The organism is Methylobacterium sp. J-118 (assembly GCF_057836565.1).
The window spans coordinates 3362186-3388925 of the sequence record NZ_JBYQFA010000001.1 but is presented as its reverse complement, the minus strand read 5'-3'; the positions used below and the strand labels follow the sequence as shown (position 1 = coordinate 3388925).

At 70.4% G+C, this 26740-nt stretch carries 23 protein-coding genes; 10 read left to right on the top strand and 13 right to left on the bottom strand.

Annotation, left to right across the window (positions count from 1 at the left end; genetic code table 11):
* Window positions 1–128: 128 nt before the first annotated feature.
* The 4 genes from AC3IF3_RS16300 to AC3IF3_RS16285 form a co-directional block, all read right to left on the bottom strand.
* Window positions 129–368 (bottom strand): hypothetical protein, encoded by a 240-nt coding sequence (locus AC3IF3_RS16300; RefSeq protein ID WP_489217246.1) that lies wholly within the window; start codon window positions 366–368, stop codon window positions 129–131.
* A gap of 21 nt (window positions 369–389) precedes the next feature.
* Window positions 390–815: a hypothetical protein gene (locus tag AC3IF3_RS16295; RefSeq protein WP_489229533.1), complete on the bottom strand. Its 426-nt coding sequence runs from the start codon at window positions 813–815 to the stop codon at window positions 390–392.
* A gap of 977 nt (window positions 816–1792) precedes the next feature.
* Window positions 1793–2521: an acetoacetyl-CoA reductase gene (phbB, locus tag AC3IF3_RS16290; RefSeq protein WP_243966947.1), complete on the bottom strand. Its 729-nt coding sequence runs from the start codon at window positions 2519–2521 to the stop codon at window positions 1793–1795.
* A 114-nt stretch (window positions 2522–2635) separates the two neighbouring features.
* On the bottom strand, window positions 2636–3820 hold the full coding sequence (locus tag AC3IF3_RS16285) for an acetyl-CoA C-acetyltransferase (RefSeq protein WP_489229532.1): 1185 nt from the start codon (window positions 3818–3820) through the stop codon (window positions 2636–2638).
* 325 nt (window positions 3821–4145) lie between these two features.
* On the opposite strand from AC3IF3_RS16285, the gene phaR reads away from it, so the two are divergent.
* Both phaR and AC3IF3_RS16275 read left to right on the top strand, forming a co-directional pair.
* A complete protein-coding gene (gene phaR / locus AC3IF3_RS16280) occupies window positions 4146–4733 on the top strand; it encodes a polyhydroxyalkanoate synthesis repressor PhaR (protein ID WP_489217243.1) in 588 nt (195 codons plus the stop codon).
* Between the two features lie 279 nt (window positions 4734–5012).
* Window positions 5013–5144: a hypothetical protein gene (locus AC3IF3_RS16275; RefSeq protein WP_279598221.1), complete on the top strand. Its 132-nt coding sequence runs from the start codon at window positions 5013–5015 to the stop codon at window positions 5142–5144.
* Window positions 5145–5161: 17 nt separating this feature from the next.
* Here AC3IF3_RS16275 and rpmF read toward each other — a convergent pair whose 3' ends face one another.
* Window positions 5162–5350, bottom strand: a complete 189-nt coding sequence (gene rpmF / locus AC3IF3_RS16270; RefSeq protein ID WP_003601373.1) for a 50S ribosomal protein L32 — start codon at window positions 5348–5350, stop codon at window positions 5162–5164.
* Between the two features lie 262 nt (window positions 5351–5612).
* On the opposite strand from rpmF, the gene AC3IF3_RS16265 reads away from it, so the two are divergent.
* The gene (locus tag AC3IF3_RS16265; RefSeq protein ID WP_243966942.1) at window positions 5613–5978 is read left to right on the top strand and encodes a ComEA family DNA-binding protein; all 366 of its coding nucleotides are present in this window, start codon (window positions 5613–5615) and stop codon (window positions 5976–5978) included.
* A gap of 95 nt (window positions 5979–6073) precedes the next feature.
* Here the strand turns inward: AC3IF3_RS16265 and AC3IF3_RS16260 are convergent, their stop codons facing one another.
* Together AC3IF3_RS16260 and AC3IF3_RS16255 are read right to left on the bottom strand one after the other, a co-directional pair.
* The gene (locus AC3IF3_RS16260) at window positions 6074–6694 is read right to left on the bottom strand and encodes a hypothetical protein (protein ID WP_489229531.1); all 621 of its coding nucleotides are present in this window, start codon (window positions 6692–6694) and stop codon (window positions 6074–6076) included.
* Window positions 6691–7020, bottom strand: coding sequence for a hypothetical protein (locus AC3IF3_RS16255; RefSeq protein ID WP_489229530.1), 330 nt, complete (start codon window positions 7018–7020; stop codon window positions 6691–6693). Before AC3IF3_RS16255 ends, AC3IF3_RS16260 begins: the two co-directional genes overlap by 4 nt.
* A 116-nt stretch (window positions 7021–7136) precedes the next feature.
* Here AC3IF3_RS16255 and AC3IF3_RS16250 point away from each other — a divergent pair, with 116 nt between their 5' ends.
* Window positions 7137–10016 carry a phosphoenolpyruvate carboxylase gene (locus AC3IF3_RS16250; protein WP_489229529.1) on the top strand — a complete coding sequence of 960 codons (2880 nt, stop codon included), beginning with the start codon at window positions 7137–7139 and terminating at the stop codon, window positions 10014–10016.
* 300 nt (window positions 10017–10316) lie between these two features.
* Here the strand turns inward: AC3IF3_RS16250 and AC3IF3_RS16245 are convergent, their stop codons facing one another.
* The 3 genes from AC3IF3_RS16245 to AC3IF3_RS16235 all read right to left on the bottom strand — a co-directional run bounded on the left by AC3IF3_RS16245 (window position 10317) and on the right by AC3IF3_RS16235 (window position 14133).
* The gene (locus AC3IF3_RS16245; RefSeq protein WP_489229528.1) at window positions 10317–12479 is read right to left on the bottom strand and encodes a molybdopterin-containing oxidoreductase family protein; all 2163 of its coding nucleotides are present in this window, start codon (window positions 12477–12479) and stop codon (window positions 10317–10319) included.
* Between the two features lie 221 nt (window positions 12480–12700).
* Window positions 12701–13150 carry an NfeD family protein gene (locus AC3IF3_RS16240; protein WP_489229527.1) on the bottom strand — a complete coding sequence of 150 codons (450 nt, stop codon included), beginning with the start codon at window positions 13148–13150 and terminating at the stop codon, window positions 12701–12703.
* 5 nt (window positions 13151–13155) lie between these two features.
* Window positions 13156–14133 carry an SPFH domain-containing protein gene (locus tag AC3IF3_RS16235; RefSeq protein WP_489229526.1) on the bottom strand — a complete coding sequence of 326 codons (978 nt, stop codon included), beginning with the start codon at window positions 14131–14133 and terminating at the stop codon, window positions 13156–13158.
* 338 nt (window positions 14134–14471) lie between these two features.
* Between AC3IF3_RS16235 and AC3IF3_RS16230 the strand changes: the two genes are divergently transcribed.
* From AC3IF3_RS16230 to AC3IF3_RS16220, 3 genes are read left to right on the top strand one after another with little or no spacing between them, the layout of a single operon-like run.
* Window positions 14472–15566: a glycosyltransferase family 4 protein gene (locus AC3IF3_RS16230; RefSeq protein WP_489229525.1), complete on the top strand. Its 1095-nt coding sequence runs from the start codon at window positions 14472–14474 to the stop codon at window positions 15564–15566.
* A 1-nt stretch (window position 15567) separates the two neighbouring features.
* Window positions 15568–16656 (top strand): glycosyltransferase family 2 protein, encoded by a 1089-nt coding sequence (locus AC3IF3_RS16225; RefSeq protein ID WP_489229524.1) that lies wholly within the window; start codon window positions 15568–15570, stop codon window positions 16654–16656.
* A complete protein-coding gene (locus AC3IF3_RS16220) occupies window positions 16653–17696 on the top strand; it encodes a glycosyltransferase (protein ID WP_489229523.1) in 1044 nt (347 codons plus the stop codon). Before AC3IF3_RS16225 ends, AC3IF3_RS16220 begins: the two co-directional genes overlap by 4 nt.
* Before the next feature lie 186 nt (window positions 17697–17882).
* Here the strand turns inward: AC3IF3_RS16220 and AC3IF3_RS16215 are convergent, their stop codons facing one another.
* Window positions 17883–18536: a GntR family transcriptional regulator gene (locus AC3IF3_RS16215; RefSeq protein WP_489229522.1), complete on the bottom strand. Its 654-nt coding sequence runs from the start codon at window positions 18534–18536 to the stop codon at window positions 17883–17885.
* Between the two features lie 115 nt (window positions 18537–18651).
* Between AC3IF3_RS16215 and tcuA the strand changes: the two genes are divergently transcribed.
* The 3 genes from tcuA (at window position 18652) to AC3IF3_RS16200 (ending at window position 24130) form a co-directional block, all read left to right on the top strand.
* Window positions 18652–20148, top strand: coding sequence for an FAD-dependent tricarballylate dehydrogenase TcuA (gene tcuA / locus AC3IF3_RS16210; RefSeq protein WP_489229521.1), 1497 nt, complete (start codon window positions 18652–18654; stop codon window positions 20146–20148).
* Window positions 20149–20367: 219 nt separating this feature from the next.
* Window positions 20368–23535 carry a double-strand break repair protein AddB gene (gene addB / locus AC3IF3_RS16205; protein ID WP_489229520.1) on the top strand — a complete coding sequence of 1056 codons (3168 nt, stop codon included), beginning with the start codon at window positions 20368–20370 and terminating at the stop codon, window positions 23533–23535.
* Window positions 23536–23656: 121 nt separating this feature from the next.
* The gene (locus AC3IF3_RS16200; protein ID WP_489229519.1) at window positions 23657–24130 is read left to right on the top strand and encodes a bleomycin resistance protein; all 474 of its coding nucleotides are present in this window, start codon (window positions 23657–23659) and stop codon (window positions 24128–24130) included.
* 284 nt (window positions 24131–24414) lie between these two features.
* Here AC3IF3_RS16200 and AC3IF3_RS16195 read toward each other — a convergent pair whose 3' ends face one another.
* The gene (locus AC3IF3_RS16195) at window positions 24415–25644 is read right to left on the bottom strand and encodes an acyl-CoA dehydrogenase (protein ID WP_489229518.1); all 1230 of its coding nucleotides are present in this window, start codon (window positions 25642–25644) and stop codon (window positions 24415–24417) included.
* 108 nt (window positions 25645–25752) lie between these two features.
* Window positions 25753–26682 (bottom strand): AEC family transporter, encoded by a 930-nt coding sequence (locus AC3IF3_RS16190; protein WP_489229517.1) that lies wholly within the window; start codon window positions 26680–26682, stop codon window positions 25753–25755.
* Window positions 26683–26740 lie beyond the last annotated feature (58 nt).

The following is a 26740-nucleotide window of genomic DNA, read 5'->3' as shown; positions in this document are numbered from 1 at the left end:
TTGACGATGAGGATGCCGGCGATGATCAGGGCGAGCGTCATGGTTGCCTCCGGAATGGGGCGATCTGGCGGGCTGGGGATGGGGAACGGCCCGGCGGTTCATCCGCGCGGGCCGCATCGATCACCGCTTCAGTGCGGGCTGATCACGTGCATGAGATCGGCGAGGTACTCGACGTTCAGCGGCCTCCAGCCGAGCCGGCGCCGGAGCAGGCCGTAGACCGTGCAAAGCAGGGTGGCCGAGCCGACGACGGCCAGCGTGAACCAGCCGATGTCGCCGGTGCCGAAGCCGACCGCGATGCCGATCAGGGCCGTCGTCACGAAGATGATCCGGCTCGGGTGGGCCGGGCCGCGCGTTGTCACGTCAGACATGGGAACCTCCCTCGATCCGGGTCAGCGGGCGCGGCAGTTGGGGCCGAACCAAGTCATGGTCCGGCGATCCATGCCGCCGTCGGAGGACGCGCCGCAGACGGGGAAGCGCGTGTCGCCGCTCCGCTGCAGGCTCATCGCCTTGTTGAGATCGCTCTGCACCTCGCGGCGCCGGTTCTGCTCGGCGAGCTGGGCCGACCAGTACCGGTTGCTGGCGGCCTCGGCGGCCGCACGATCCTGGTGGAGCCCCATCATGCACTCCCCGAAGGCATCGGTGCCGGGCTCGAACCCGAAGGCGTAGCACTGGTTCTGATCCATCGCGTGGCGCTCCCGGGGCGTGACGCAGGCCGCGAGGCCGAGGGTGCAGGCTGCGGCGAGGACGACTTTCGCGGCGCTCGCAAGCCGCCGAACCTGCCGGCCGTCAGCTTTACCGCCGAACTGCGCAGACAAGGCACCACTTTCGCGAACACGCTGAACGCCGCGTTGACCGTGAATTCGCTGGATCATGGTGTTCGCCCTCCCGTTCTACTGTCGGCGCGAACATCCGCGGCGCGACGGAACGAGACCTATACGGGCTTGTCCGATTTGTTCGTGCCCCAGAGCACGTGAACAATTTCTTCCCGCATCACCCGTCGTGCACACCATACCGGTGGGGCCACAAACCCCGGATCGGTGCGCGGCAGGTGCGAATCGATAAGCATAAAGATGCGGAAAATAATTATCGCATAATGTCCGATACTTTATTGATTGAGCAAGAGCGGCGCATCAGGCGTCCTAGCACGCGGATCAAGATCAATCAGCTTGGGCGACCGGCGTGGCGTTCGCGACCCGCTGGAGCGTTTCTCTCGCAGAGATGGGTTGCGGTGAAGCAGCCCGCTAGCACCGCTGCCACGCACGCTCAGCAGGTTTCGCAAAAGTGGCCGCCGGTTTTGCGATGAAAACCTGCGATCAGCCAAGGACCTAAGCGGATCAAGCGTTGGCCAGCCCACGGTACACGACAGTGACGCCATCGTCGCCGAACGCGGCACGGGTCCCCTCTCCCGTGCGGGAGAGGGACAGGGTTGAGGGATGAGAACTCTCCGGAAGGGGCACGCCCTGTCGGCGCTTCACGGTGCGCTCGATCCTGAGCGATCTCGACCCTCACCCCAGCCCTCGCCCGTGCGGGAGAGGGGGCAGGTCGCGACTGCCAACCCGGTCCGCGGACGACTGTGGTGTACCGTGTGGCCCGCCAACGCAAATCTGATCAGGCCTGCTGCACCCGCGGGTGCAGTTGGTGAGAGCGTATGCGACGAGTCGCCTACCCCAAGCTTGAACTGGGATTTGCGGTCGATCCTGATGCCGCCGGTCCTGACAGGCGCGGATCGGCGTCGGCAATCGGCCTCCTTTCGATCGGGTGCGCCGGCCCGAACCGGCGCACCCGCCGGCGGTCACACGAAGTGCTGGCCACCGTTGATCGTCAGCGTCGAGCCGTTCACGAACCCGGCCTCTTCGCTCGCCAGATATTCGACCGCGTGGGCGATCTCGTCGGCCTCGCCGAGGCGGCCCGTGGGGATGGTCGAGATGATCTTGTTCCGGATGTCCTCCGGCACCGCCATCACCATCTCGGTGGCGATGTAGCCCGGGGCGATCACGTTGACCGTGATGCCCTTGGACGCGCTCTCCTGGGCCAGCGCCTTGGCGAAGCCGACCACACCGGCCTTGGCGGCCGAGTAGTTCGTCTGGCCGGCCTGGCCCTTCTGACCGTTGATCGACGAGATGATGATGATCCGGCCGAAGTTGCGGCTGCGCATGCCCTCGATCAGCGGCCGGGTGCAGGTGAACATCGAGTCGAGGTTGGTCTTGATGACCGCCTGCCACTTCTCGAAGGTCATCTTGTGGAAGGCACCGTCCCGGGTGATTCCGGCATTGTTGACCAGCACCTCGACCGGTCCGAGTTCGGCCTCGATCGCCTTGATGCCGGCCTCGCAGCTCGCGAGGTCACCCACGTCGAACTTGAAGACCGGGATGCCGGTCTCGGCCTTGAAGGCGCTGGCCGCCTCGTCGTTGCCGCCGTAATTGGCGGCGACCCGGTAGCCCTTGTCCTTGAGCCGCTTCGAGATCGCCGCGCCGATGCCGCGAGTGCCGCCCGTGACGAGGGCGACGCGTCCTTGAGCCATTGTTTCCTCCTGTTTGCATCTCGTGATGCCGCGTGCGGATGGCGTCCGCACGCGAATTTTTATGATCTCGGCCTTGAGTCTAAGTTGTCGCGTACACCTGACGTGACTGAACGATCACGTCCGCTCAATGCACATCGCGACGCCCATGCCGCCGCCGATGCACAGCGTGGCGAGGCCCTTCTTGGCGTCGCGCCGCTTCATCTCGTGCAGCAGGGTGACGAGGACGCGGGCCCCGGAGGCGCCGATCGGGTGGCCGATGGCGATGGCGCCGCCATTGACGTTCACCTTCGCGTCGTCCCAGCCCATGTCCTTGTTCACCGCCAGCGCCTGGGCCGCGAAGGCCTCGTTGGCTTCGATCAGGTCGAGGTCGGAGGGCGTCCAGCCGGCCTTCTCCAGGGCCTTGCGGGAGGCCGGGATCGGGCCGGTGCCCATCACCTTCGGGTCGACGCCGGCGGTCGCCCAGGACTTGATCCTGGCGAGCGGGGTCAGGCCGCGGCGCTCGGCCTCGGAGGCCGACATCAGCACCAGGGCAGCGGCGCCGTCGTTGAGACCCGACGCGTTGGCGGCCGTGACCGTGCCCTCCTTGGAGAAGGCCGGCTTCAGCTTGGCCATCGCCTCCACTGTGGCGCCATCGCGGATGTACTCGTCGGTGTCGACGACGGTGTCGCCCTTCTTGCCCGGGATCGTGACGGGCACGATCTCGTCCTTGAACCGGCCTTCCTTGCGGGCGGCCTCGGCCTTGTTCTGCGAGCGGGTGGCGAACTGGTCCTGCTGCTCGCGGGTGAGCTGGAAGGCCTGGGCGACGTTCTCGGCGGTCTGGCCCATGTGGTAGCCGTTGAAGGCGTCCCAGAGCCCATCCTTGATCATGGTGTCGACGAGCTTGACGTCGCCCATCTTCTGGCCGGCGCGCAGGTACTGGGCGTGGGGCGAGAGCGACATCGATTCCTGGCCGCCGGCCACGATGATCGTGGCGTCGCCGTTGGCGATCTGCTGCATGCCGATCGCGACCGTGCGCAGGCCGGAGCCGCAGACCTGGTTGAGGCCCCAGGCGGTGGCCTTCTCGGGGATGCCGGCCTTCATGGCGGCTTGCCGGGCCGGGTTCTGACCGGCACCGGCGGTGAGCACCTGGCCGAAGATCACCTCGTCGACGTCGTCGGGCGAGACCTTGGCGCGCTCGAGGGCCGCCTTGATCGCGGTCGCGCCGAGGTCGTGGGCCGACACAGCGCCGAAGGCGCCCCCGAACGAGCCGACCGGCGTGCGCGCGGCCCCGACGATGACGATCTCTTCGTTGGCTGCCATGTGAACGTTCTCCTCTCACGACCGGCGCGCCTTCCACGTTCCGGGCGCGCTCTGTGCCGGTCCTGGGATGAAGGGCGTGGCCTCGGCGAAGTCAAGGATGCACAACGAGCCTTCAAAAGATGCCGATGACGCGCCGACGTGACTGAAATGCCGTCTGCTCACCCGGACGCCTGCATTATTCTGCGTTGAAGAGATGCAGTTTGCTGTTTTCTGCGCCCGGGGAAGGCTTTAAGGATCGTGTTGCGGGCGCGAAGACGATCCCCGCAGAGCCGCATCACGCACGCCCGCACGTCCCTAGGTCCCGAGTCCAGAAAGGCCGTTCCCGATGGCGGATACCGTCAAGGCCACGCAAACCGTCATCAAGAAGTACGCCAACCGGCGCCTCTACCACACCGGCACCTCGACCTACGTGACGCTGGAGGACCTCGCCACGATGGTCCAGAACGGCGAGGATTTCATCGTCTACGACGCCCGCACGGGGGACGACATCACCCGTTCCGTGCTCACGCAGATCATCTTCGAGCAGGAGAACAAAGCCGGCGCGGAAAACCTGCTGCCGGTGGCGTTCCTGCGCCAGCTAATCCGCTTCTACGGCGACAGTATGCGCACGATGGTGCCGAGCTTCCTGGAATTCTCCATGGCCAATTTCGCCAAGGACCAGGATGGGCTGCGCGAGAAATTCGCCCACAGCTTCGGTCCGGCCGCGTTCCAGAATGCGATCGAGCAATCGGTGCGCACAAACATGAACTTCTTCGGCGATGCCATGAAGATGTTCACCGGCTTCGCGCCGCCCGCAGGGACGCAGCCGACCCCGGCAGCCGCGCCGGCCGCTTATGCCGGCGGTGAACTCGACGACCTGAAGCGTCAGATGCTGGAGATGCAGCAGCGCCTGGAAGCGCTGGCGAAGAAGTAGTCACGCGCTCCCTGCGACCGAATAGAAGGTTGACGCTTCCTTAATACTGGTATCACCCTTGCGACAACGGCACGGAAACGTGCGGAGTATGTTGCGATGGTGCGAGTCGGAACAGGCGGTCGTCCCGGCCCGGCACAGGCCGGTCCCGTTCGGGCCACACCCGGCGCGACGGCGCAGGCCCCTGCGGAATCCGCGGGGCCTTCCGGCCGTGCGCTGGTGGTGATCGAAGGGGGGCGTCCCGGGGAACGCGGACAGCCCGCGCGGGCGCTGAGCACGGCCGTGGGTCGGGCCCGCGCCGGCTTCGTCGCCCAGTTGCTGACCGCCGATGACCCGACGTTGCTGCCGTCGCGTCAGGAACGGACACAGATGGCCGCCGCGCGCTACGCGGAGGCGGCGCGGCGCCTCGCCTGAGGCGCCGCCACGGGGCCTTACGCCTCGGCGGACTTCACCTTGAGCACCTGACGGCCGCGATACATGCCGGTCTTCAGATCGATGTGGTGCGGACGGCGCAGCTCGCCCGAATCCTTGTCCTCCACATAGGTCGGCGCCTTGAGGGCGTCGGCCGAGCGGCGCATGCCGCGGCGGGAGGGGGAGGTCTTTCGCTTCGGAACGGCCATGGCAGGATCCTTCGTGACGCCGCGGACAAAGCGGCGCCCGGGCGGCTCCCCGATCGAGGATCGCCACGCGCACCGCGGGATACGGATGAGGGCGCGCTTATAACGCCCGCCTTCGCCCATGGCTAGGGCATCGCTCCGGAATTCGGAACTGCGACGCTGCCTGGGGGAACCAGACACAACCGTTAAGCGTGGGTTCAAGCGGAACGGCCCAGACCTGCGAGGCCGGTGCCGCGCAGCGGACCGCGCCTTTCGGGAGAACGCCATGGCCTCCTCCACCAAGACCCTCGCCCTGCTCGCGCTGCTCTCCAGTCTCGTGGCAGGCCCCGTGCTGGCGCAGGCGCCCGCCCCCCAGACCCCGGCCACCACGGCGCCGACGGCCCCGGCAAAGCCCACGGCCCCGAGCGCCCCGGTCGCCGGGCCGCCGAACGCCGCCAAGACGGCGCTCATCGACCTCAACACCGCCAGCACCCAGGAACTCGACGCCCTGCCCGGCATCGGGGCGGCCCGCGCGGCCGCAATCGTCAAGGGCCGCCCCTATCGCGGCAAGGACGATCTCGTCTCCAAGAAGATCATCCCGAAGTCCGTCTACGACGGCATCAAGGACAGGGTCATCGCCAAGCAGAAGTGAGCCGGGCGCCGCGCATCGGATCCGACATCCGGCGCGACACTCCCCCCTGATCCGCTCCATAACGGGCGCCGTCACCGGGCCTTCGGGACGGTGCCCTATTCGGCGATCGCCCCCTGGGGCATGGAGAAGCCCGGCGGGGTCTTCTCGGCCGCGGCCTTCGGTGCCGCCGGCCGCGCCGGGGCCTTCTTCCGAGCCTGCACCTTCGGCGGTGCCTTCACGGCCGGGGGCGCCTCGCAGGTGCGGAAGGCGAGCTGCGCCAGGGGCGTCCCCTCCTCGCTGACGATGGCGATCGATTCGGGCAGCGTCGGCAGGGACGGCTGCCACTTAATCGGGCCGCCCAGCATCGCCTCGATGGCCGACGGAACGCTCCCGCGCCGCAGCGTGGAGAAATCCGGGCCGTAGGCGGTGGCGACCTTGCCGGCGATCACCACCTGCAGCACCTCGTTCACCTCTGTCGTCAAGGGCCTAAGCGGGTTGGTCGTCTGGACCTGGCCGGCCCGGGTGATCACCATGCTGAAGCCCTTGCCGTTCTCGAAACGCGCCGCACGGGCCCCGCAGGGCTGATCGGGGGCGACCGCCGGGGTCGCGTCGGGGTTCGAGGCCGGCGCCGGGTCGGCTGCGGCGGCCGGCGCCGGCCCGGGCGCGGCCTGGCCCGCCGCCGCGTGCAGCGTTATGGCGAGGAGCAGGGCGGCGGCCCCGCGGGCCCGCGACCTCATCGTCCGGCCTCCGGTGCGTCGCGCCGCGCCTCGCCCCGGTCCGTCCGGTGCAGAGCCCTGATCGGTTCCAATTCGGTCGCTTCCAGATCGAGCACGTGCGGATCGCGCGTCCTTTGATCGAGGACCTGTTGATCGAGGATCTGCGCGGTCCGGTCGATCGGGCTCCGGCGCGGGCCGACCGCGCCGATGAACAGGTCTTCGTCCTCCGCATCCAGCTCGGAGCCCATGCGCAGGGGTTCGCGCCGGCCCCGGGCCGCCATCGCGGCGACCGCGACGATGGCGACGACGAAGATCAGTATCGCCAGGATGATGAACAGGCGCTCCATGAGGCCCGAAGCTCTAGCCCGGCCACCGGGCCGCCGCCAGCCCATCCCGCGCGGAACGCTCCTTGCGTCGAGCGGCGGGCCGGGTAGATGCGGGCAGACCGGAGCCGGGACCGACCATGCAGCACGAGCCGAGCCGCGAGCCCGAGGAATTGGAGGACCACCTCCTCGGCCTGATCGAGGCCGCCCGCGACCAGGCGCGGGAGGATCCGTTCCGCAACCCGGTCCTGGCCGTGACCCTGGCGATCACCCGCCGATTCGACCGGGACGAGATCTCCGCGGACGATCTCGACCGCCTGTTCGCGCGGCTGCGCATGGAATCCCTCGCGGCGCGGGCGACGCGGCTGCGCGCCTATGTCGGTCTCGGCGATGCCGCCGGCGACGCCCAGGCGGCGATCCCCGCCCGTCTCGTGGCGGCGGCGCCCGACGGAGCCGACAGCTTCGACGCCTTTTCGGCCTTCATCCATCGCATCGCCTTCGCGGTGGTGTTCACGGCCCACCCGACCTTCGGGATGCCGCGGGCCGTAGCGACCCTGCTCGCCGAGGCCGCGAGCCTGCCGGACGCGGCCGGCCGCGCCGGGCTGATCGCGCGCGCCGCCGCGCTCTCCACCCGGCCGGACGCGCCGATCACCCTGGACGTGGAGTTCGAACAGGCCTGCGCGGCGGCCAATAACGGCCGGCTGGCGCTGGACGCCTTCAACGGCGCCGTGCTCGACGCCGCCCGCGCCCGCTGGCCCGAGCGCTGGACCGAGCTGACGCCCCGCCCCTTCGCCATCGCCAGCTGGGTCGGCTGCGACACGGACGGACGCACCGATATCGGCTGGTGGGACACCCTGCGCTACCGCCTCATCTCGAAGCGCATGCAGTTCGACCGGGTGATGCGCGAGTTACCCGAGGCCGGCGCCTGCCGCGAGGTCCGGGCCCTGGCCGAGGGGGCGCTGGCGGCGGTGAACCGCCAGCTCGCCGTGGCGCCGCGGCTGGGCGACAAGCCGTCCCTCGAAGCGGTGCATCGCTTCGCCCTGGCGCTCATCATCGAGCGCGAGCGCGCCCAGACCGATGCGGGTCCCCTGGTGGCCGGCCTCACCGCCGCCCTGGAGGGGGTCGAGGACGCCGCCGACAAGCGGCGCATCGCCGTCCTGCGCGCGGGCGTCGCCACGCACGGGCTGTCGAACGCCCTGCCGCATTTCCGGCTGAACGCCAGCCAGATCCACAACGCCGTGCGCCGGGTGATCGACCTGGAGGGCGAGCCCACCGACGCGGCCCGGCGCCGCTCGCATCTGGCGACGATCCACGCCCTCCTGAACGACGTCCGCCCGGTGGCGGTGGATTTCGGCGCGCTCGCCGCCGAGCGGGCCTCGGCCGCCCGGCTGATGATGACGATCGCCCAGATCCTCAAGCACGTGGATGGCACCCACCCGGTGCGCTTCCTGATCGCCGAGACCGAGACCGGCTACACCCTGCTCGCCGCCCTCTGGCTGGCGCGCCATTACGGGATCAGTGACAAGCTGGAGATCACCCCGCTCTTCGAGACGGCGAGCGCCCTGGAGCAGGGCATCCGGGTGCTGGACGATGCCCTGCGCAACCCGCATTGGCGCCAGTACCTCAAGCGCATCGGCCGTCTGACCGTGCAGTTCGGCTATTCGGATTCGGGCCGCTACGTCGGCCAGCTCGCGGCGACCTTCTGGATCGAGCGGCTGCGTTTGCGCATCACCGAGATGCTGGTCCAGAACGGCCTGGCCGATATCGAGCTCGCGATCTTCGACACGCATGGCGAATCGATCGGCCGCGGCGCCCACCCGACCTCGCTGCGCGACCGCCTCGCCTATCTGGCCCCCGAGGATGCGCGAAATCGCAACCGCAAGGCCGGCATCAAGGTCCGGCTCGAATCGAGCTTCCAGGGCACCGACGGCTACCTGCTCTACGGCACCGAGGCCCTGGCCGAGGCGAGCATCGCCCGGATCGCCGAGCACGTCTACGCCCTCGACGTGGCGGAGGAGGACAGCTTCCCCGACTATGCCCTCAACGACCCCGCGGACGGTGCCGACGCGGCGGACGACCCGATCTACTCGGAGCCGGACTTCGCCCTCGAATTCTTCACCGCGGCCCGCCAGGACATGGAGGCCCTGGTCGACGATGCCGGCTATGCCGCGTTGCTCGGCACCTTCGGCCCCAGCCTGATCGACCGCACCGGCTCGCGCCCGGTGGCGCGCCAGTCCGACAATGGCGGCCCGGCCCGCATCACCCATCCGACGCAGATGCGGGCGATCCCCAACAACGCGATCCTGCACCAGCTCGGTTTCCTGGCGAACTCCCTCTACGGGATCGGACGGGCCGCCCAGCGCGGTCCCGACCTGTTCCGCGACATGCGCCGCGACTCGGTGCGCTTCTCCCGGGCCTTCCGCCTGGTGCAGCACGCGGCCGCCGCGGGCGATCTCGATGTGCTGCGCGCCTATATCGACACCCTCGACCCCGCCGTGTGGCTGGAACGGGCGCGACGCACCCAGAAGGACTTCCGCCGGGAGGAACTGGTGGTGATCGCCGGTGCCCTGGAGCGCCTCGACCTCGCCCCGGCGCTGCGCAGCCTGTTCGGTCGCCTGACCTGCGACTGGCTCGCCCTCACCGCGGCGGCCCCCGACCTGCCGACCATGTCGGCCCGGCTGACGCTGCTGCACGCCCTGCGGCTGGCCCTGATCCACCGGATCTGGTTCCTGGCGGTGCACATCCCGGGCTTCCGCCCGCAGGCGGGGGTCTCCCGGGAGCAGCTCCTGGAGCGCTTCCTGCGCCTCGACATCGACGGCTGCCTGACGCTGCTCGACGCGATCTTCCCGGTCACCCCGGATCCGACCCTGGGCCTGAACTTCGGCGAGGCGGCCGGCCCGCGGGATGTCGGCACCTACGAGGCCGAGCACGCCAACCTGTTCCAGCCGATCCGCCGGATGTTCGATCAGGTGCGCGAGATCTCGGGGATGATCCAGCACGAGGTGGGGGCGTTCGGGTAGAAAGTTCGTTCGGGCCAGAGGCTAGCACCCGGGTCCGATCGAAGCCTGTGGGACCGCAGGTGGCTCATCACTGCAGCGCGGGCGGTCGTAGCCCTGGTTGAGACCTCTCGCCATGAGTCCCGTCTAGGCGGCTGCTTTGTGTGGTTTTCGGTCGGTCCGCGTTCGAGCGTGATGGTAGGCGAAGCGGACACCCGGGGCTCGCCCACTTCGGTCTCAGCACAGGCTGACCAGAGGGCTGCTTTCCAACAAACAAACGCCCCGTAGGGCGCCTGTCTGTCGCTCGGCCGATCGGTGGCGCCCTCAGTTCGCCCGGGCGACCTCGACGAGGTTGTCCGAGAAGGACGGCGCGTGGCCCATGTCGGTGAAGGCGCCCGACGAGATGCTGTTGACCGTGCCCTCGTTGAGCTGACGCCAGTAGCCAAGCGTCGCCACCACGATGCCAGCCTTCACATCGTCGGTGATGCGGGCCACGCCCTTGAAGGCGCCGCGGTCGTTGGCGACCTGCACCCGGTCGCCGTCCCGGATGCCGCGCGCGTCGGCATCGTGCTGGCTGATCAACACGAACTGCTCGCCCTGGCCCTTCTGCTTGTCCTCCATGTTGGCGTAACAGGAGTTCAGGAAGTAGTGGCTCTTGGGCGAGACGATGTTGAGCGGGAAGCGCCTAGCCAACTCGGGGTCGTTCGTGTGGGATTCCCGCGGACCGAGGTAGTCGGGCAGCGGGTCGAGCGCCTCGCCCGGCTGGAAGCCCTCGTACATCTGCCGGAACGGCGGCGCTACGAAGTTGGTGGCGCCCTCGACCTTGAGCATGCACTTGCCGGTCGGCGTCGGGAAGTTGCCGTCCCTGTGCGGCGCCCGGTCGTCGGGCGTGCCGACCTTCAGCCGGGCGAAACCGTGCTCGCGCATGTAGGCGAGGTCGATGCCCTCGCAGGCCGGGGCGGACCAGTCGACGTAGTGCTCCAGGCACTCGCTATCACTCCACTTGAAGTTCTCCTCCTCGAAGCCGAGCCGGGCCGCGAGCCGGCGGAAGATCTCGTTGTTCGGGATCGCCTCGCCGGGCGCGTCCGCGCACTTGGTGTTGTAGGTGAGATAGAGGTGGCCCCACGACAGGATCATGTCCTCCATCTCCGCCCCCATCGTCGCCGGCAGCAGGATGTCGGCGTAGGAGGCCGTGTCCGAGATGAAGTGCTCGGCCGAGACCATGAACAGGTCCTCCCGCATCAGCCCCTCGACGATCTTGTCGGTCTCGGGCGCCTGCGTGACCGGGTTCGAGTTCCAGCACATCATCGACATGATTGGCGGGTCGAGCTGCATCTCGCCCGTGAGCGCGCGGCCGATCTGCAGGTTCGAGACGACGCGGGTCCCCTCCGGGATCAGATCGGGTCGGCACATCACGTCGAACTTGTAGGGGTGTTCCCAGACACCGAACTGCGTGACGCCGCCGCCGACATGGCGCCACGCGCCGGTCAGGGCCGGGATGCAGGTCACCGCCCGGATGGTCTGGCCGCCGCCGTAGTGCCGCTCCAGCGCCACGCCCATGCGAATACCCACCGGCTGCGCGGTGGCCATCTCGTAGGCGAGCTTGCGGATGTCCTCGGCCGGGACGCCGGTGATCTCGGCCGCCCAGTCCGGCGTGCGGGGGCCGGACCGCTCCTTCAGCTCCTCGAAGCCGACCGTGTGGTTGTCGACGTAGTCCTGATCGACGAGGCCCTGGGCGATGATGGAGTTGATCAGCGCCATGGCCAGCGCCCCGTCCGTGCCGGGCTTCGGCGCGATGTGCCAGTCAGCCGCCTTAGCGGTGCGCGAGGCATAGGTGTCGATCACCACGACCTTGGCACCCTTCTTCTGGGCGTCCTTGACGATGGCCCAATGGTGCAGGTTCGTGCTGACCGAGTTGCAGGCCCAGATCACGATGTATTTGGAATGGATGTAGCTGTCCGGGTCGAGGCCGGCCGTCGGGCCGACTGTCAGCAGCCATGCGGTGCACGAGCCCTCGCCGCAGAAGGTCCGCTCGGTGACGGTCGCGCCCATGCGGTTGAAGAAGGCGTCGCCGCCGTTCAGCCCGTGCACGAGGCCCTGGTTGCCGAGGTAGCTGTAGGGCGCGATGGCTTCGGGCCCGTACTGGTCGATGATCGCCTTCCAGCGCGTGACGATGGTGTCGAGCGCCTCGTCCCAGGTGATGCGCTCGAACTGCTTCGACCCCTTCGGCCCGACGCGCTTCATCGGGTAGAGTAGCCGATCGGGATGGTAGTGGCGCTTCTCGTAGTCCTTCAGCTTCACGCAGAGGCCGCCCCGGGTCATCGGGTGGTCCGGGTTGCCGCGCACACCGAGCAGTTCCCCGTCCTTGACCTCGAACAGCATCGAGCACGTGTCCGGGCAATCATGGGGGCAGCCGCCGAAGAAGGTCTCGGTCAGGCTCTCGGCCTCGGCGACGATCAGGGAGTCCGGCTTGACGATCTCGTTCATGTGCCCTCCACGGCCGAGCGTCTCCCCTTATTGTTCCTGGGGGGCCGGCCCGGTGCCTGGACAGGATGCACTTAAGTGCGAACAAGTCCAAATGTCGTTTGAGTGAGCGCTCCTCGAACCGGCATCTGCTTTTGGGAAGCTGGGACTCGCCTCAGCGAGGCAAGGATGGGTCGGGAGCAGTCTCCGACGAACCCGTCGCGCCACGCCCGACGCCCCGCCCCTCAAAATCCCTCCACCCGCAGCACTGTCCCGGACAGCCCGACCACCCGCACCCGCGCTCCGGCCGGCAGATCCGGTCCCTCGACGCGCCAGAGCGTGTCGTCGAAGCGGAGGCGGCCGGTGCCCTGCACGATCGGCTCGGCGAGCACGCCCGCGCGACCGATCAGGCCGCGGTCGGCACGGTTGAGGATGGCGTCGCGAGGGCTGGCCCGGCTGGACAGGCGGGTGGCGATCCCGACCAGGACGACGGCGAGGCCTGCGAACAGCAGGGTCTGGCCCTGCCAGGGCATCGGGATCAGCGCCGCGGCGAGCCCGGTCGCCAAGGCCGCCAGGCCGAACCAGATCAAGAACACGCCCGGCACCGCGATCTCGGCCCCCGACAGGACGAGGCCGGCGATCACCCAGCTCCAGGCTGGGCCGAGGGCCGCGAGGATCCCGAGGGTATCGGTCATGACTGTCAGCGCCGCGGCGCGCCGACGTCGGGCGGCGCGCCCGCACGGCGGGCCTGGGACGCCTCCCCGAAGACCGCCCGGGTGAGTTCGCCGATGCCGCCGAGCGTGCCCGCCAGCGCCGCGGCCTCGATCGGCACCACCACGACCCGCTGGTTCGGCGCGGTCGCCAGCGCCCGCACCGCGTCGACATACTTCTCCGCCACCAGAAAATTCGCCGCCGCGATGTCGCCCTCGGCGATCGCCCGGCTGACCATCCCGGTCGCCGCCGCCTCGGCCTCGGCGGAGCGCTCGCGGGCCTCCGCGTCGCGAAAGGCGGCCTCGCGGCGGCCTTCCGCCTCCAGGATCGCCGATTGCTTGCGCCCCTCCGCCCGCAGGATGTCGGCGGCGCGCTGGCCCTCCGCCTCCAGGATCGAGGCACGCTTCTCGCGCTCGGCCTTCATCTGGCGGGCCATGGCGCCGGCGAGGTCGGGGGGCAGCAGGATGTCCTTGATCTCGATCCGGTTGATCTTCACGCCCCAGGGCGCGGCGGCCGCATCCATCACCCGGAGCAGGCGCTCGTTGATCTCGTCGCGGTGCGCGAGGAGCTGGTCGAGATCCATCGCGCCGACCACCGTGCGGATGTTGGTCATGGTCAGGGTCGTGGCGCCGAGGGCGAGGTTCGAGACCTCGTAAGAAGCGCGGGCCGCATCGAGCACTTGGTAGAACACAACCGCGTCGATGGTCACGCCGGCATTGTCGCGGGTGAAGGCCTGCTGGCTCGGCACGTCGATCACCTGCTCCATCACGTTGACCCGCCGCCCGACGCGCTCGATGAACGGGACGATCAGCGCGAGGCCGGCGCCGAGACTCCGGGCGTAGCGGCCGAATCGCTCCACCGTGTAGACGTAGCCCTGGGGCACGATCTTCACCCCGGCCGCCAGGGTGACGACCGCCAGAGAAGCGGCACCGACCGCGAACACGCTCAGGCCCAACGAAAGATCCATCGCCCTGTCCCCTCTCCGCCCCGCAGCCTAGCGAGCGGTCCCCTCCCCCGCGACCAGGCGGGCCGAACCGCGAGGCGGCACCGCGATCCCGACCCGCACCGCCGGGTGGCGGCCGATGGCCCGGGTGAACAAGGGACCCATCGTTCCGATCATCAATGGTTCAGGCCGCAGGGCCTAGGAAGTGTGGCAGCGTCGCGCTCGTCGTTGCTTCGGCTTCCCCGGTGCAACGCTTGCTGAAGACATTCTCGGCATGATACCTGCTACCTCGCCGCGGAAAGAAATCCTTCCGCACCGCTGCGAGCGGTAGATATCCCTACCCAACCAGATCCGGTGCGCGCGTGAAGATTGCTGTCCTCGCACATCTCAAGTACCCGATCGGCCAGCCCTATGCGGGCGGTCTGGAGATGCACACGCACCTGCTCACCGTCGCCCTCAAGCGCCACGGGCACGACGTGACGCTGTTCGCCAGCCGCGGATCGGACCCGGCGCTGGATCCGGTGATGCTCTGCGATCCCACCGGGGACGCGCTGATGGATCCCGAGCGCGAGGCGGCGATCGACGGCGCGGAGCACGACGCCTACCGGCGGATGATGGAGATGGTCGCGGCCGGCGGCTTCGACCTCGTGCACAACAACGCCCTGCATGCCCTGCCCCTGCGCGAGAGCGCCCGCATCGGCCTGCCGTGGGTCACGGTGCTGCACACGCCACCCTTCGAGGCTCTGGTCGGCGGCGTGATGAAGGCCGATCCGGACATGGCCTTCCTGGCGGTCTCGCCGTCCCTGGCGCAGGAATGGGCCTCCCTGGTGCCCGACGCCCAGGTGGTCGATAACGGCGTCGATCTCTCGACCTTCGCGTTCTCCGAGGCTCCCGATGCGGCGCCCTTCGCGTTCTGGTCGGGTCGGATCGTGCCCGAGAAAGGTCTGCACCTCGCCATCGACGCCGCGCGGGCGGCCGGCCTGCCGCTGACCTTCGCGGGGCCGAAGCTCAATCCGGTTTACTGGGCGGCCGAGATCGCGCCCCGGCTTGGGCCGGACCTGACCCATCTCGGACATCTGCCGCACCGGGAACTCGCCCACCATCTGGGGCGCGCCCGGGTGGCGATCGTGTCGCCGTGCTGGGAGGAGCCCTTCGGCCTCGTGGTGGCGGAGGCCCTGGCCTGCGGCACGCCGGTGGCCGCCTTCCGCCGCGGTGCCATGCCCGACATCCTCGACGCGCAATGCGGCCGGCTGGCCGATCCGGACGATGCGCAGGACCTCTCGGTGGCGATCCGGGCGGCCGCCGGGTTGTCGCGGCGCGCCTGCCGCGATCGGGCCGAGGCGCTCTACGACGCCGCCGCGATGACCGCACGCTACCTGGAGGCCTACGAGTCCGTCATGGCGCGCTGCGCCGAGCGGGCGCGGCCGGCGCTGCGGGTCGCGGGCGGACGAGGCTGACATGCGCGCCGACGCGGTCCGGCCCGGTCCCTCACGCTGCGTCGTCTGCATCCCGGCGCGGAACGAGGCGGAGCGCCTGCCGATCCTGCTCGCATCCCTGGCCGGACAGGTCGGGGTCGCGACACGGCTGCGGGTCGTCGTCGTAGCCAACAACTGCACGGACGGGACGGCAGCGACGGTTCGCGCCCGGCAGGCGGCGGGCGCGTGGCCCGCGCTGGAGATCCGGCTGATCGAGGCGGATCTCGTCGGCGCACAAGCCCATGTCGGTACGGCCAGGCGCATGGCGCTCGATGCCGGCGCCGATTGGCTGGCGGATGACGCCGTTCCGGATGGAATCCTGCTCACCACCGACGCGGATGCCCGCCTGCCGGCCGACTGGATCGTGGCGAACCTGCGGGCGCTCGAACAGGCGGACGTGGTCGGCGGCCGGCTCGTCATCGACCAGGACGGCGATGCGGATCCGAAGCTCGCCGAGCTCCACGCCCGGATCGAGCGCTACTGGTCCGGCGTCCGGCGCCTGGAGGACCTGCTCGACCCGCCGCCCTACGACCCGGCCCCGCGCCACGGCGACCATACCGGTGCCAGCCTCGCGGTCCCGGTCTCGCTCTATCGGGCGGTCGGCGGCCTGCCGCCGCTGCCCTGTGGCGAGGACAACGCCCTGGTCGGCCTGCTGCGCGCCCACGGCGCCCGGCTGCGCCACTGCCCGGACGTGCGGGTGATGGTCTCGGCCCGGCGCCACGGTCGGGTCTCGGGCGGGATGGCCACCGAGATGGCCCGCCGCGCCCGCGTCCTCGACGGGGAAGCCTATCTCCTCCCCGAGGCCGCCCACTGGCAGGCGCTGATCCTGCGCCGGGCGGCCCTGCGCCAGGCATACCGGCTCACGGGCTCGGCCTGGGTGGCGGCATGCCGGCAGCTCGGGCTCGGCGACGATGACCTCGACGCCCTGCAAAATTACCCCAACGACATCGCGTTCGTCGAGCGGGCCGACCGGATCCTCGAATCCCGGGCGGCGCCCGCGCGGGAATGCCCCCTCGACCGGGCGCTCGCCGACCTCGACGCCCTCGCCCTGTCCCTGCGGGCCGCGGCGTGACCCGCCGGATCGGCTGGTACGTCCACCATCAGGGCGCCGGCCATCTCCAGCGGGCCTGGGCGGTGGCCGCCGCCCTGCCCCGCCCCTGCACGATCCTCGGCACCCTCGCGGGCCTCGACACCGCGGGGCTCGATCGCCTCGACCTGCCCGACGACCGCCCGCTGGGCGACGCCGCCTTCGACGGCCGCGACGGCGAATCCGAGCGGCCGGAGGCGCTGCACTACGCGCCCCTGAACCATCCCGGCATCCGCGCTCGGATGGCGCGCATCGCCGAATGGGCGGCGCGGACCGAGCCGGCCCTTCTCGTCGTGGATGTCTCGGTGGAGGTCGCGCTGCTGGCGCGCCTCCTGTCCGTGCCGACGCTGGTGGTGCGGCTCGCCGGCACCCGGACCGATCGGCCGCATCTCGAAGCCTTCCGCGGCGCGACGCGGCTGCTCGCGCCGTTCCCCGAGGCGCTGGAGGCCGCGGGCGTGCCGGACTGGATCCGAGCCAAGACGGTCTACGCGGGTTTTCTCGGCGCGCCGGCGCAGGCTGCGACCGAGACCAGCCGCGATATCGTGGTGGTGTTCGGCCGGGGCGGCGCGGGGGGCGACCTCGCGGCACTCGCCGCGGCGGCCCGGGCCGTCCCGGATCGCGCCTGGCATGTCCTCGGCCCGGTCTTGGGTTCAGGCCCGACGCCGGACAACCTGCATGTGCATGGCTGGGTCCCCGACGTTGCCGCACGGGTGGCGAAGGCGGCCTTGATGGTCGGCGGCGGCGGCGACGGGGTCGTGGCCCTCGCGGCGTCGCAGGCCAAGCGCTTCCTCTGCCTGCCGGAGGCGCGGGCCTACGGCGAGCAGACCGAGAAAGCGGCGGCCCTGGCCGGGCTCGGCGCCGCGATCGTGCATGCGGGCTGGCCCCCCGCTTCCGCATGGCCGGATCTCGTCCGGGCGGGGCTCGCCCTCGATCCGTCGGTGCTCGGCGGCCTGCACCGGCCGGACGCGGTCGATGCCACCGCCGCCACGATCGAGCGTCTCGCCCAGTCGTTCGAGCGGGCATGACATCGGCGTCTGCCGGATAAGACAGGCTCCGGAATACCGGCGCCTGTCCTTCCAAGCGTCCGGGCGAGGAGCGCCTGACGGACCGGCATCCTGCGCCGGTTGCTTCGCGAGAGCGTCCTGCAGAAGGCCCGCTGCGCCGTCGCGAGAGGACAACTGAAACGGGCGATCGGGCGTTTGCGGGGTGGCTCAGGTCTCCTGCCAGATCCGGATCCGGGCTTTGAACGCGGCGCGGATATGCGCCCGGGCTGCGGCTTCGGCGCCGTCCCCGTCATGGGCCCGGATCGCCGCCACGATGGCGGCGTGCTCGGCGAGGGACTCCGCGGCGCGGTCGGGGGCCGCCAGGGTGGTGGCGCCCGGGAGCAGCACCAGCGACAGGCGCATCGTCTCCAGCGTGCTCTGCAGGAAGCGGTTGCGCGCCGCGCCGTGGATCTGCCGGTGGAACAGGCGGTTGGTCCGCGCGAGCGCTGGCGCGTCGCCGATCAGCGACCGATCCCGGGCGACCATCTCCTCCAGGATCTCGGTCTCGACCGCGCTGGCGTGGATCGCGGCGAGGCGGGCCGCCGTCCCCTCGAGCACCTCGCGCAGGTCGTAGAGCTCGCTGACCTGCCCGTAATCGAGCTGCGCCACGCTGGCGCCCCGGTGCGGCTCGTGCGCGACGAGGCCCTGTGCCTCCAGCCGCCCCAAGGCCTCCCGCACCGGCGTGCGGCTGATCTGGAACCGCTCGGCGAGCTCGGCTTCCCTCAGGCGGCTGCCGGGCACGAGTTCACCCTCCTCGATCGCCCGCAGCAGGCGCTCGTAGGCGCCGGCGCCGCTGGAGCGTTCCGCTTCGCTGGCTTTCATCCGGGTCTCCTCGCTTGGCCCTTAGCGTCAAACCGCACGCTGCGGAACGCTTGCCGCAGATTGCATGCAGGCGTATACAATTCAGCGACGAAACGTGAGGGGTGGGGAGACGGCGATGCAGCGTCCGGGTGATGGGCCGTGGGATGTCGTGGTGGTCGGGTCCGGCAACGCCGCCATGAGCGCAGGCCTGGCCGCCCTGGAGCGCGGCGCCTCGGTGCTGATGATCGAGAAGGCCGAGCGGGATCTGGCCGGCGGCAACACCGCCTACACGGCCGGCGCCATGCGGTTCGTCTACGAGGGCAACGACGACCTGATCCCGCTGTTGGCCGATCCGCAGGATCCGCGCCTGCCCCGGACCGATTTCGGCGCCTATACGGCCCAGAAGTTCGAGGACGACCTGCTCGGCTTCAACGACGGCCGGCCGCTCTCCCGCGAGCAGCGCATCCTGATCGACGAGAGCGGCGCAGCCCTGCGCTGGCTCGCAACCCAGGGGGTGAAGTTCGAGCCGATCTATTCCCGCCAGTCCTTCGAGAAGGACGGGCGCTTCGTCTTCTGGGGCGGCCTGACGCTCGCCACCCACGACGAGGGGTTCGGCCTCGCCCAGGCGGAACTCGAGGCCTTCACCGAGGCCGGCGGGGAGATCCGCTACGGCTGCCCGGCCACCGGGCTGGTCGTCGCGGACGGGCGCGTGGTCGGCGTGGAGACGCCGCAGGGGACGTTCCGGGCGAAGGCCGTGGTCCTGGCCTGTGGCGGCTTCGAGTCGAACGCCGCGTTGCGGACGCGCTTCATCGGCGCAGGCTGGGACAAGGCCCGGGTCCGCGGCACGCCGCATAACCAGGGCGACGGGCTGGAGATGGCGCTGGCGCTCGGCGCGAAGGCACACGGCTTCTACGGCGGCTGCCACGCGACCCCGATGGACCTGCACACCCCCGATTACGGCAATCTCGACCTGCCCCACGGCGAGCGCAAGCACTACCGGAAGATCTGCTATTTCCTGGGCCTGATGCTGAACGCGAACGGCGAGCGGTTCGTCGACGAGGGCAAGAATTTTCGCAATTACACCTATGCCCAGTTCGGCCGCTCGATCATGGAACAGCCCGGTCACGTCGCCTGGCAGATCTTCGACGCCAAGGTCGATCACCTGCTCTACAGCGAGTATCGGTTCCACGACGCGCATTTCGTCGAGGCCGACACCCTGGACGGGCTCCTCGACCTGCTCGACGGCATCGATCGGGACGCGGCCAAGCGCACCATTGCGGAATTCAACGCCGCCGTTGACGAGACCGTGCCGTTCGACCCGACCGTGAAGGACGGGCGCGGCACCAAGGGGCTCGCCCTGCCCAAGTCGAACTGGGCGCAGGCGATCGCCACCGGGCCGTTCAAGGCCTACCCGGTCACCGGCGGGATCACGTTCACCTACGGCGGCGTCGAGGTCGGCGACGACGGCGCGGTCAAGCGGGAGGACGGCAGTGCCATCCCCGGGCTCTACGCCTGCGGCGAGATGGTCGGGGGCGTGTTCTTCAACGGCTATCCGGGCGGTTCGGGCCTGACCTCCGGCGTGGTGTTCGGCCGGCGCGCGGGCTACGGCGCCGCCGCGGCGCGGGGGGCATAGGCCCCCCCTCTCGAGCCGCGGCTCAGGACGACACCGCTGGTGAGGGTCGGGACATCCGGGCCCCGCCCCGATTGCTCGATCCTTACGCGCCGAGCCGTCGTTGCGGGCGGTGGCTGGCGTGCCTGAGCCCATCCGCAGGTCTTGCGAAGCCTCGCGCCCGCAAGCCTTGGATCCTCACCAACCCCTGTCCCGGCCGCGCGCACCGGCGTAGAAGCGTCCATGCCCGCCCGACAGGCCGTCTTCACCATCACCCGCGGCGTCCCGTTCCTGCCGACGCTTGCCGAGGCGCTGATCTCCGGCCGGCTCGTCGGACCGGTGGCGGACGACCCGCTGGCGCTCGCCGCCGTCACCATCTACCTGCCGACCCGCCGCGCCGCCCGGGCGCTCGCGGCGATCCTGGCCGAGAGGCTCGGCCGGGACGCCCCCGGACGGGCCACCCTGCTGCCCCGGATGATCCCCCTCGGTGAGGCCGACGAGGCGGAACTCGACCTCGCCGCCGAGCCGCTGCTGGAGGCGAATGCCGACCCGCTGGGCGCGCCCATGCCCCCCCTGGAACGCCGGCTGATCCTCGCCCGCCTCGTCCAGGCCTGGGCCAGGACCGTAGACCGCACCCTGCTGCCTCTGGACGCCGAGGTGCCGTTCCTGGTCCCGTCCTCCCCCGCCGACGCGGTCGGTCTCGCGGGCGATCTCGAACGGCTGATGGACGCGCTGACCGTCGAGGGCCTGCCCTGGTCGGAGATCGGCGCCGCCGTGGAGGCGGAGTATTCCCGCTATTTCGGCCTGACCCTCGACTTCGTGAAGATCGCCGCCGAGAACTGGCCAAAACTCCTCGCCGAACGCGGGCTGGCCGACCCCGTCGCCCGCGCCCGCGGCCTCGTGCAGGCCGAGGAACGGCGCCTGTCGCGCGGCGCCATCTCGGATCCCGTGATCGTCGCCGGTTCCCTCGGCTCCGTCCCCGCCACCGCCCGGCTCATCGCCGCCGTGGCGCGCCTGGCCCGGGGCGCTGTGGTGCTGCCGGGGCTGGACCTCGACCTCGACGCGGCGGGTTGGGACGGCATCGACACCGGCGAGGGGTTTTCCCGGGTGATCGCGCATGGCCACCCGCAGGCGGTGCTGCACCGGCTCCTCGGGCCGGAGAACCTGAATCTCGGCCGCGCGGAGATCGCCGCCCTGGGCGAGCCCGATGCCGGACAGGTGGCCCGGGCTGCGCTGCTCTCGCAGGCACTCCGCCCGGCCGACACCACCGACGCCTGGGCCGCCCTCGACCCGGCCGAGCGCGACGGATTCGCCCGACGCGGTCTCGACGGGCTGGCGCTGGCGGAGGCCGCCGACGAGCGGGAGGAGGCCCTGGTGGCCGCTCTGGCGCTGCGCGAGGCGCTGAAGACCCCCGGCGCCACCACGGCCCTGGTCACGCCCGACCGGGGGCTCGCCGGCCGGGTCGCGGTGGAGCTGCTGCGCTGGGGCATCGTCGCCGAGGACTCGGCTGGGGTGGCCCTAGCCGGAAGCCCCGCGGGCCGGCTCGCCCGGCTCGCCGCGGAGCTGGCCGCCGACCTCGCCCGCGATCAGGCCGATGCGATCCCGGCCCGGCTGATCGCCCTGCTCTCGCACCCGATGGTCCATCTCGGGCTGCCGCGCGCCGACGTGGTCCGGGGCGCCGCGGCGCTGGAGATCGGGCTGCTGCGCGGTCCCGTCCCGGCCCCGGGTTTTCTCGGCTTGCGCAACGCCCTCGCGGCCGAGCGCGCGGGCCCGCCCGAGCACCGGCCCCGGGCCAAGCGGCGCTTGGCGGACATCGATTGGGATTTGGCCGCGGACCTGCTCGCCCGGCTGGATCTGGTCTTCCGGGATTTCCCGGGGGCGGACGGGACCGGGGATTGCGACCTCGTCGCCACGGCCACGCGCCACCGGGAGGCCTGCGACCAGCTGATCGCCGGGCCGGAGGACGCCCCCGCGGAGGAGACGGACGGCTCCCTGTCCTGCCTCGACGCGCTGTTCGACGACCTGGAGATGGCCGAGCCCGGCCTGATGCCGGGGCGGTTCGACGATTACGCGACCTTCTTCACGGCGCTTACCCGGGAGCGCGTGGTCGCCTGTACCGGCGCTCCGCCGCATCCGCGGCTGCGGATCCTCGGCCTTCTGGAGTCGCGGCTGCTCTCGGTGGACCGGATGGTGCTCGGCGGTCTCGACGAGGGCGTCTGGCCGGTGCGGACGTTGACCGATTCCTTCCTTAACCGGCCGATGCGCGAGCGGGTCGGCCTCAACCCGCCCGAGCGGCGCATCGGCCAGATGGCGCACGATTTCGTGCAGGCCCTGGGCTGCCGGGACGTGCTGATCACCCGGGCGCTCAAGCGCGATGGTGCGCCGACCGTGCCGTCGCGGCTGATCCAGCGCCTGCGTGCGCTTTCGGGGGATGCCCGCTGGGATGCGGTCGTGGAGGCGGGGCGCCGTTTCACCGGCCTCGCCGCCCGGCTCGACGCCGCCCCGCCGGAGCCGCGGCTGAAACGCCCCGCGCCGAAGCCGGACCCGGCACTGTTCCCACGCTCCCTCAGCGTCACCGAGATCGAGACGCTGGTGCGCGATCCCTACAGCATCTTCGCCCGCCACGTGCTCGGGCTCGATCCCCTCGATCCGCTGGCGGCGGCCCCGGGCGTCGCCACCCGCGGCTCCCTGGTCCACGACGTATTCGCGGCCTTCGCCGAGCGCCATCCGCGGGCGCTGCCCCCGGATGCGGCGGAGCGGCTGCTCAACTTCGCGGTGAACGCCTTCGCCGACATCGAGGCGGAGTATCCGAACCTCTACGCCGAATGGTGGCCACGCTACGAGCGCATGGCCGCCGCCTATCTCGACTGGGAGGCGCAGCGCCGTCCCGGCCTGACCCGGGTCCATCCGGAGGTCTCCGGGCGCTGGGTGATCCCGATGGGGCCTGAGAGCTTCACCCTGCGCGCCCGGGCCGACCGGATCGAGCTGCGCCCGGACGGGTCCGCCTGCATCGTCGACTACAAGACCGGCGCGCCGCCCTCGGCGAAGACGATCTTCTCCGGGTTCTCGCCCCAGCTCACCCTGGAGGCGGCCATGCTGATGCACGGCGCCTTCAAGGATCTGCCGACGGTGCGGACGACGCCGGACCTGCTCTACGTCCACGCCTCGGGCGGCCGGAAGCCGTTCGTGCCGATCCCGGTGAAGGCGCCCCGGGGCGAGGAGCGTGACGTCGCGGCGATCGTCGCCGAGCACGCCGCAAGGCTCCGGGGTCTGGTCGCCCGGTTCATGACCGGCGAGGCGGCCTACACGGCCCGGCCCTACCCGCAATTCGCCAGCCGATACGGGTCGTATGACCACCTCGCCCGGGTGCTGGAATGGTCGCTCGGGGGTGAGGAGAGCGGGGAAGGCTGACGGGTTCGTCGTGCCTGCGCGACTGCCTGTGACTCGCGCTAAGGTCGCTCCTGGGAGCGGTTGGCGAAGGCTCGGCAGCCGCGTTCCGTATCGGGAGGGCCGAATGGCCGCCATAGAACCTATGGCTGACCCCGCCGCCAGGGCACGTTCGCCGGGCTCGGGCGGCGCACCGCAGGGTGGGTTCGCCGCGCTTGTTCCGGAACTGGGGGTTACGGATCTAAATGCCAGCCTTCGCTTCTGGTGCGGATTGCTCGGCTTCGGGATCGCCTACGACCGTCCGGCCGCGCGCTTCGCTTACCTGACGCGTGGTTCGGCGCAGATCATGCTGTACCAGCGCAACGGGTCGTGGGAGACGGGCGCCCTGCACCGCCCGTTCGGTCGGGGGATCAACCTCCAGACCAAGGTCGAGCCGCTGGATCCGGTCCTGGCCGCGCTCGACGCGGCGGGCTGGCCGATCTTCGAGGGGCCCGGCGAGGCGTGGTACCGTGTCGGGGATGCCGAGCATGGCCAGCGGGAATGCCTGGTGCAGGATCCCGACGGGTACCTCGCCCGCCTCGTGGAGAGCCTGGGGGTCCGGGCACCCGCGGGTGGCTGAGTTCGGAGAGCCTCGGGCGGACCTGCGTCTTTACATCCTCCGCGGACCTCACGGCGTCATGCTTCGCGCTTGAGATCAACGTTCGGTCGACGCCTTGGCAGTCCAGAACGACCACCCGCCCTCCCTCCCCCGCAAAGGGGGGAGAGACGCGTCTGGTGCCGTCCGTTGCCCGCATCCGGCAGCGTTGTCGAACATCGCAGCCTGCATGCGGAGGGAGGACGCGGGGACCTCGAAGTTCGATGGGTGAATGCGTCGCCTCTGCGTGAAAGGCGGCCTGATACGTCCTAGAAAAACGCCTGCAGCCCCGTCTGCGCCCGGCCCAGAATCAGGGCGTGGACGTCGTGCGTGCCCTCGTAGGTGTTGACCGTCTCGAGGTTCTGGGCGTGGCGCATCACGTGGTACTCGCCCATGATGCCGTTGCCGCCGTGCATGTCCCGGGCGGTGCGGGCGATGTCGAGCGCCTTGCCGCAATTGTTGCGCTTGATCAGCGAGATCATCTCGGGCGCCATCCGGCCCTCGTCCATCAGCCGCCCGACCCGGAGCGACGCCTGGAGGCCGAGCGCGATCTCGGTCTGCATGTCGGCGAGCTTTTTCTGCACCAATTGCGTCTGGGCGAGGGGCCGGCCGAACTGCTTGCGCTCCAGGGTGTAGCTGCGCGCCCGATGCCAGCAATCCTCCGCCGCGCCCATGGCGCCCCAGGAGATGCCGTAGCGCGCCCGGTTGAGGCAGCCGAACGGTCCCTTGAGCCCGGAGACGTTCGGCAGCAGCGCGTCCTCGCCGACCTCGACCCCCTCCATGACGATCTCGCCCGTGGTGGAGGCGCGCAGGGACAGCTTGCCCTTGAGCGTCGGCGCCGAGAGACCCGTCATGCCCTTCTCGAGGACGAAGCCGCGGATCGCGCCCTCGTGCGCGTCGGACTTCGCCCAGACCACGAACACGTCGGCGAAGGGGGCGTTCGAGATCCACATCTTGGCGCCCGAGATCCGGTAGCCGCCGTCGATCTTCTCCGCCCGGGTCTTCATACCGGCCGGGTCCGAGCCGGCATCGGGCTCGGTCAGGCCGAAGCAGCCGATCCATTCCCCCGAGGCGAGCCTCGGCAGGAATTTCTTCCGCTGCTCCTCCGAGCCGTAGGCGTGGATTGGGTACATCACGAGCGAGGATTGCACGCTCATCATCGAGCGGTAGCCGGAATCCACCGCCTCCACCGCCCGGGCCACGAGGCCGTAGGCCACGGAGGAGGCGCCCGCGCAGCCGTATTCCTCGGGGAGGGTCACGCCGAGAAGGCCGAGCGCGCCCATCTTCCGGAACAGCTCGGGGTCGGTCTTCTCGGTGGCGTAGGCCTCAACGATCCCCGGCAGCAGCTGCTCCTGCGCGAAGCTCTGGGCGACGTCGCGGATCGCCCGCTCGTCCTCGGTGAGCTGATCCTCCAGCAGGAACGGATCCTCCCAGACGAAGCGCGCGGAGGCCGGGGCCGACGGGGAAGCGCTGCCCGGGGGGCGCATCGGAGCGTTCATGGGGTTCCTCGCAAGGTGTGCGTCCGGCCTCGCGGGCCCGCGCTTGGGCCTACCCTAGACCCGTCCGGCGTGCCGTCCAACGCACCGGGTGACGCCCGAGCCCCGCCGTCACGCCCGGCCAAGCACCGTGAGCCACGCCAGCGTGGTGAGCGGCGCAAGCAGGGTCGAGACCAGCACGGAGGCCGCGACCATCCCGGTCTCGGTCCGGTAGCGCGCCGCCAGCAGGTAGGCGTTGATCCCCACCGGCATCGCGGCGAACAGCGTGGCGACCCCCGCATAGGCGGCGGGCATCGAGAACACGTGGAAGGCGAGGACCCACACGGCGAGCGGGTGCAGGAGGTTCTTCAGGGTGGCGATCACCAGCGCGCCCTTGAGGTCGAACAACACCCGGTAGCGCTTCAGCCCGGCGCCGAGCGCCACCAGCGCGCAGGTCGAGGCGGTGCCGGCGAAGGCATCGATGAGGGACTGGACGATCCCGGCCGGCGCGACGCCGACGCCCTTCATGGCCATTCCGATCAGGAGCGCCACGAAGATCGGGTTCTTGAGCAGCACCAGGGCGAGGCCGCGGATCCGCGCCAGCACGGGCAGGCCGGAATCGGATTCGATCAGGAAGGTGGCGCTGCCCATCATCAGCGGCAGGTGCACGGCCAGCAGCATGAACAGCGGAAAGGCGCCCTCCTCGCCATAGGCCTGGAGGATCATCGGCACGCCGACGAACACGGTGTTCGACTGGCTCGCCGCGAAGCCGTGCAGGATCGCCCCCCGCCGCTCGATCCCCGCGCGCCGCCGGGCGATCAGCGTGCCGAAGTACCAGGACAGGCCGGCGCCGCCGAAATACGAGACCCAGTAGGACCAGGCCACGGTGCCGCTCATGCCGGGCTTCGTCAGCGTGGCGATGATCAGCGCCGGCACGGCGACCGCGAAGACATATTCTGACAGGCCGTCGCTGACCTTCTCGGATAGGAGCCCCGCGAGCGCGGCCGCCCAGCCGATCAGGACGATCCCGAAGATCGGGGCGATAATGGCGAGGGCGTTCACGGATCCGGGCGGTGTGCGGGAGGGCGGAATGTCCGCCCATAGCATGCCGCCGCGGCCG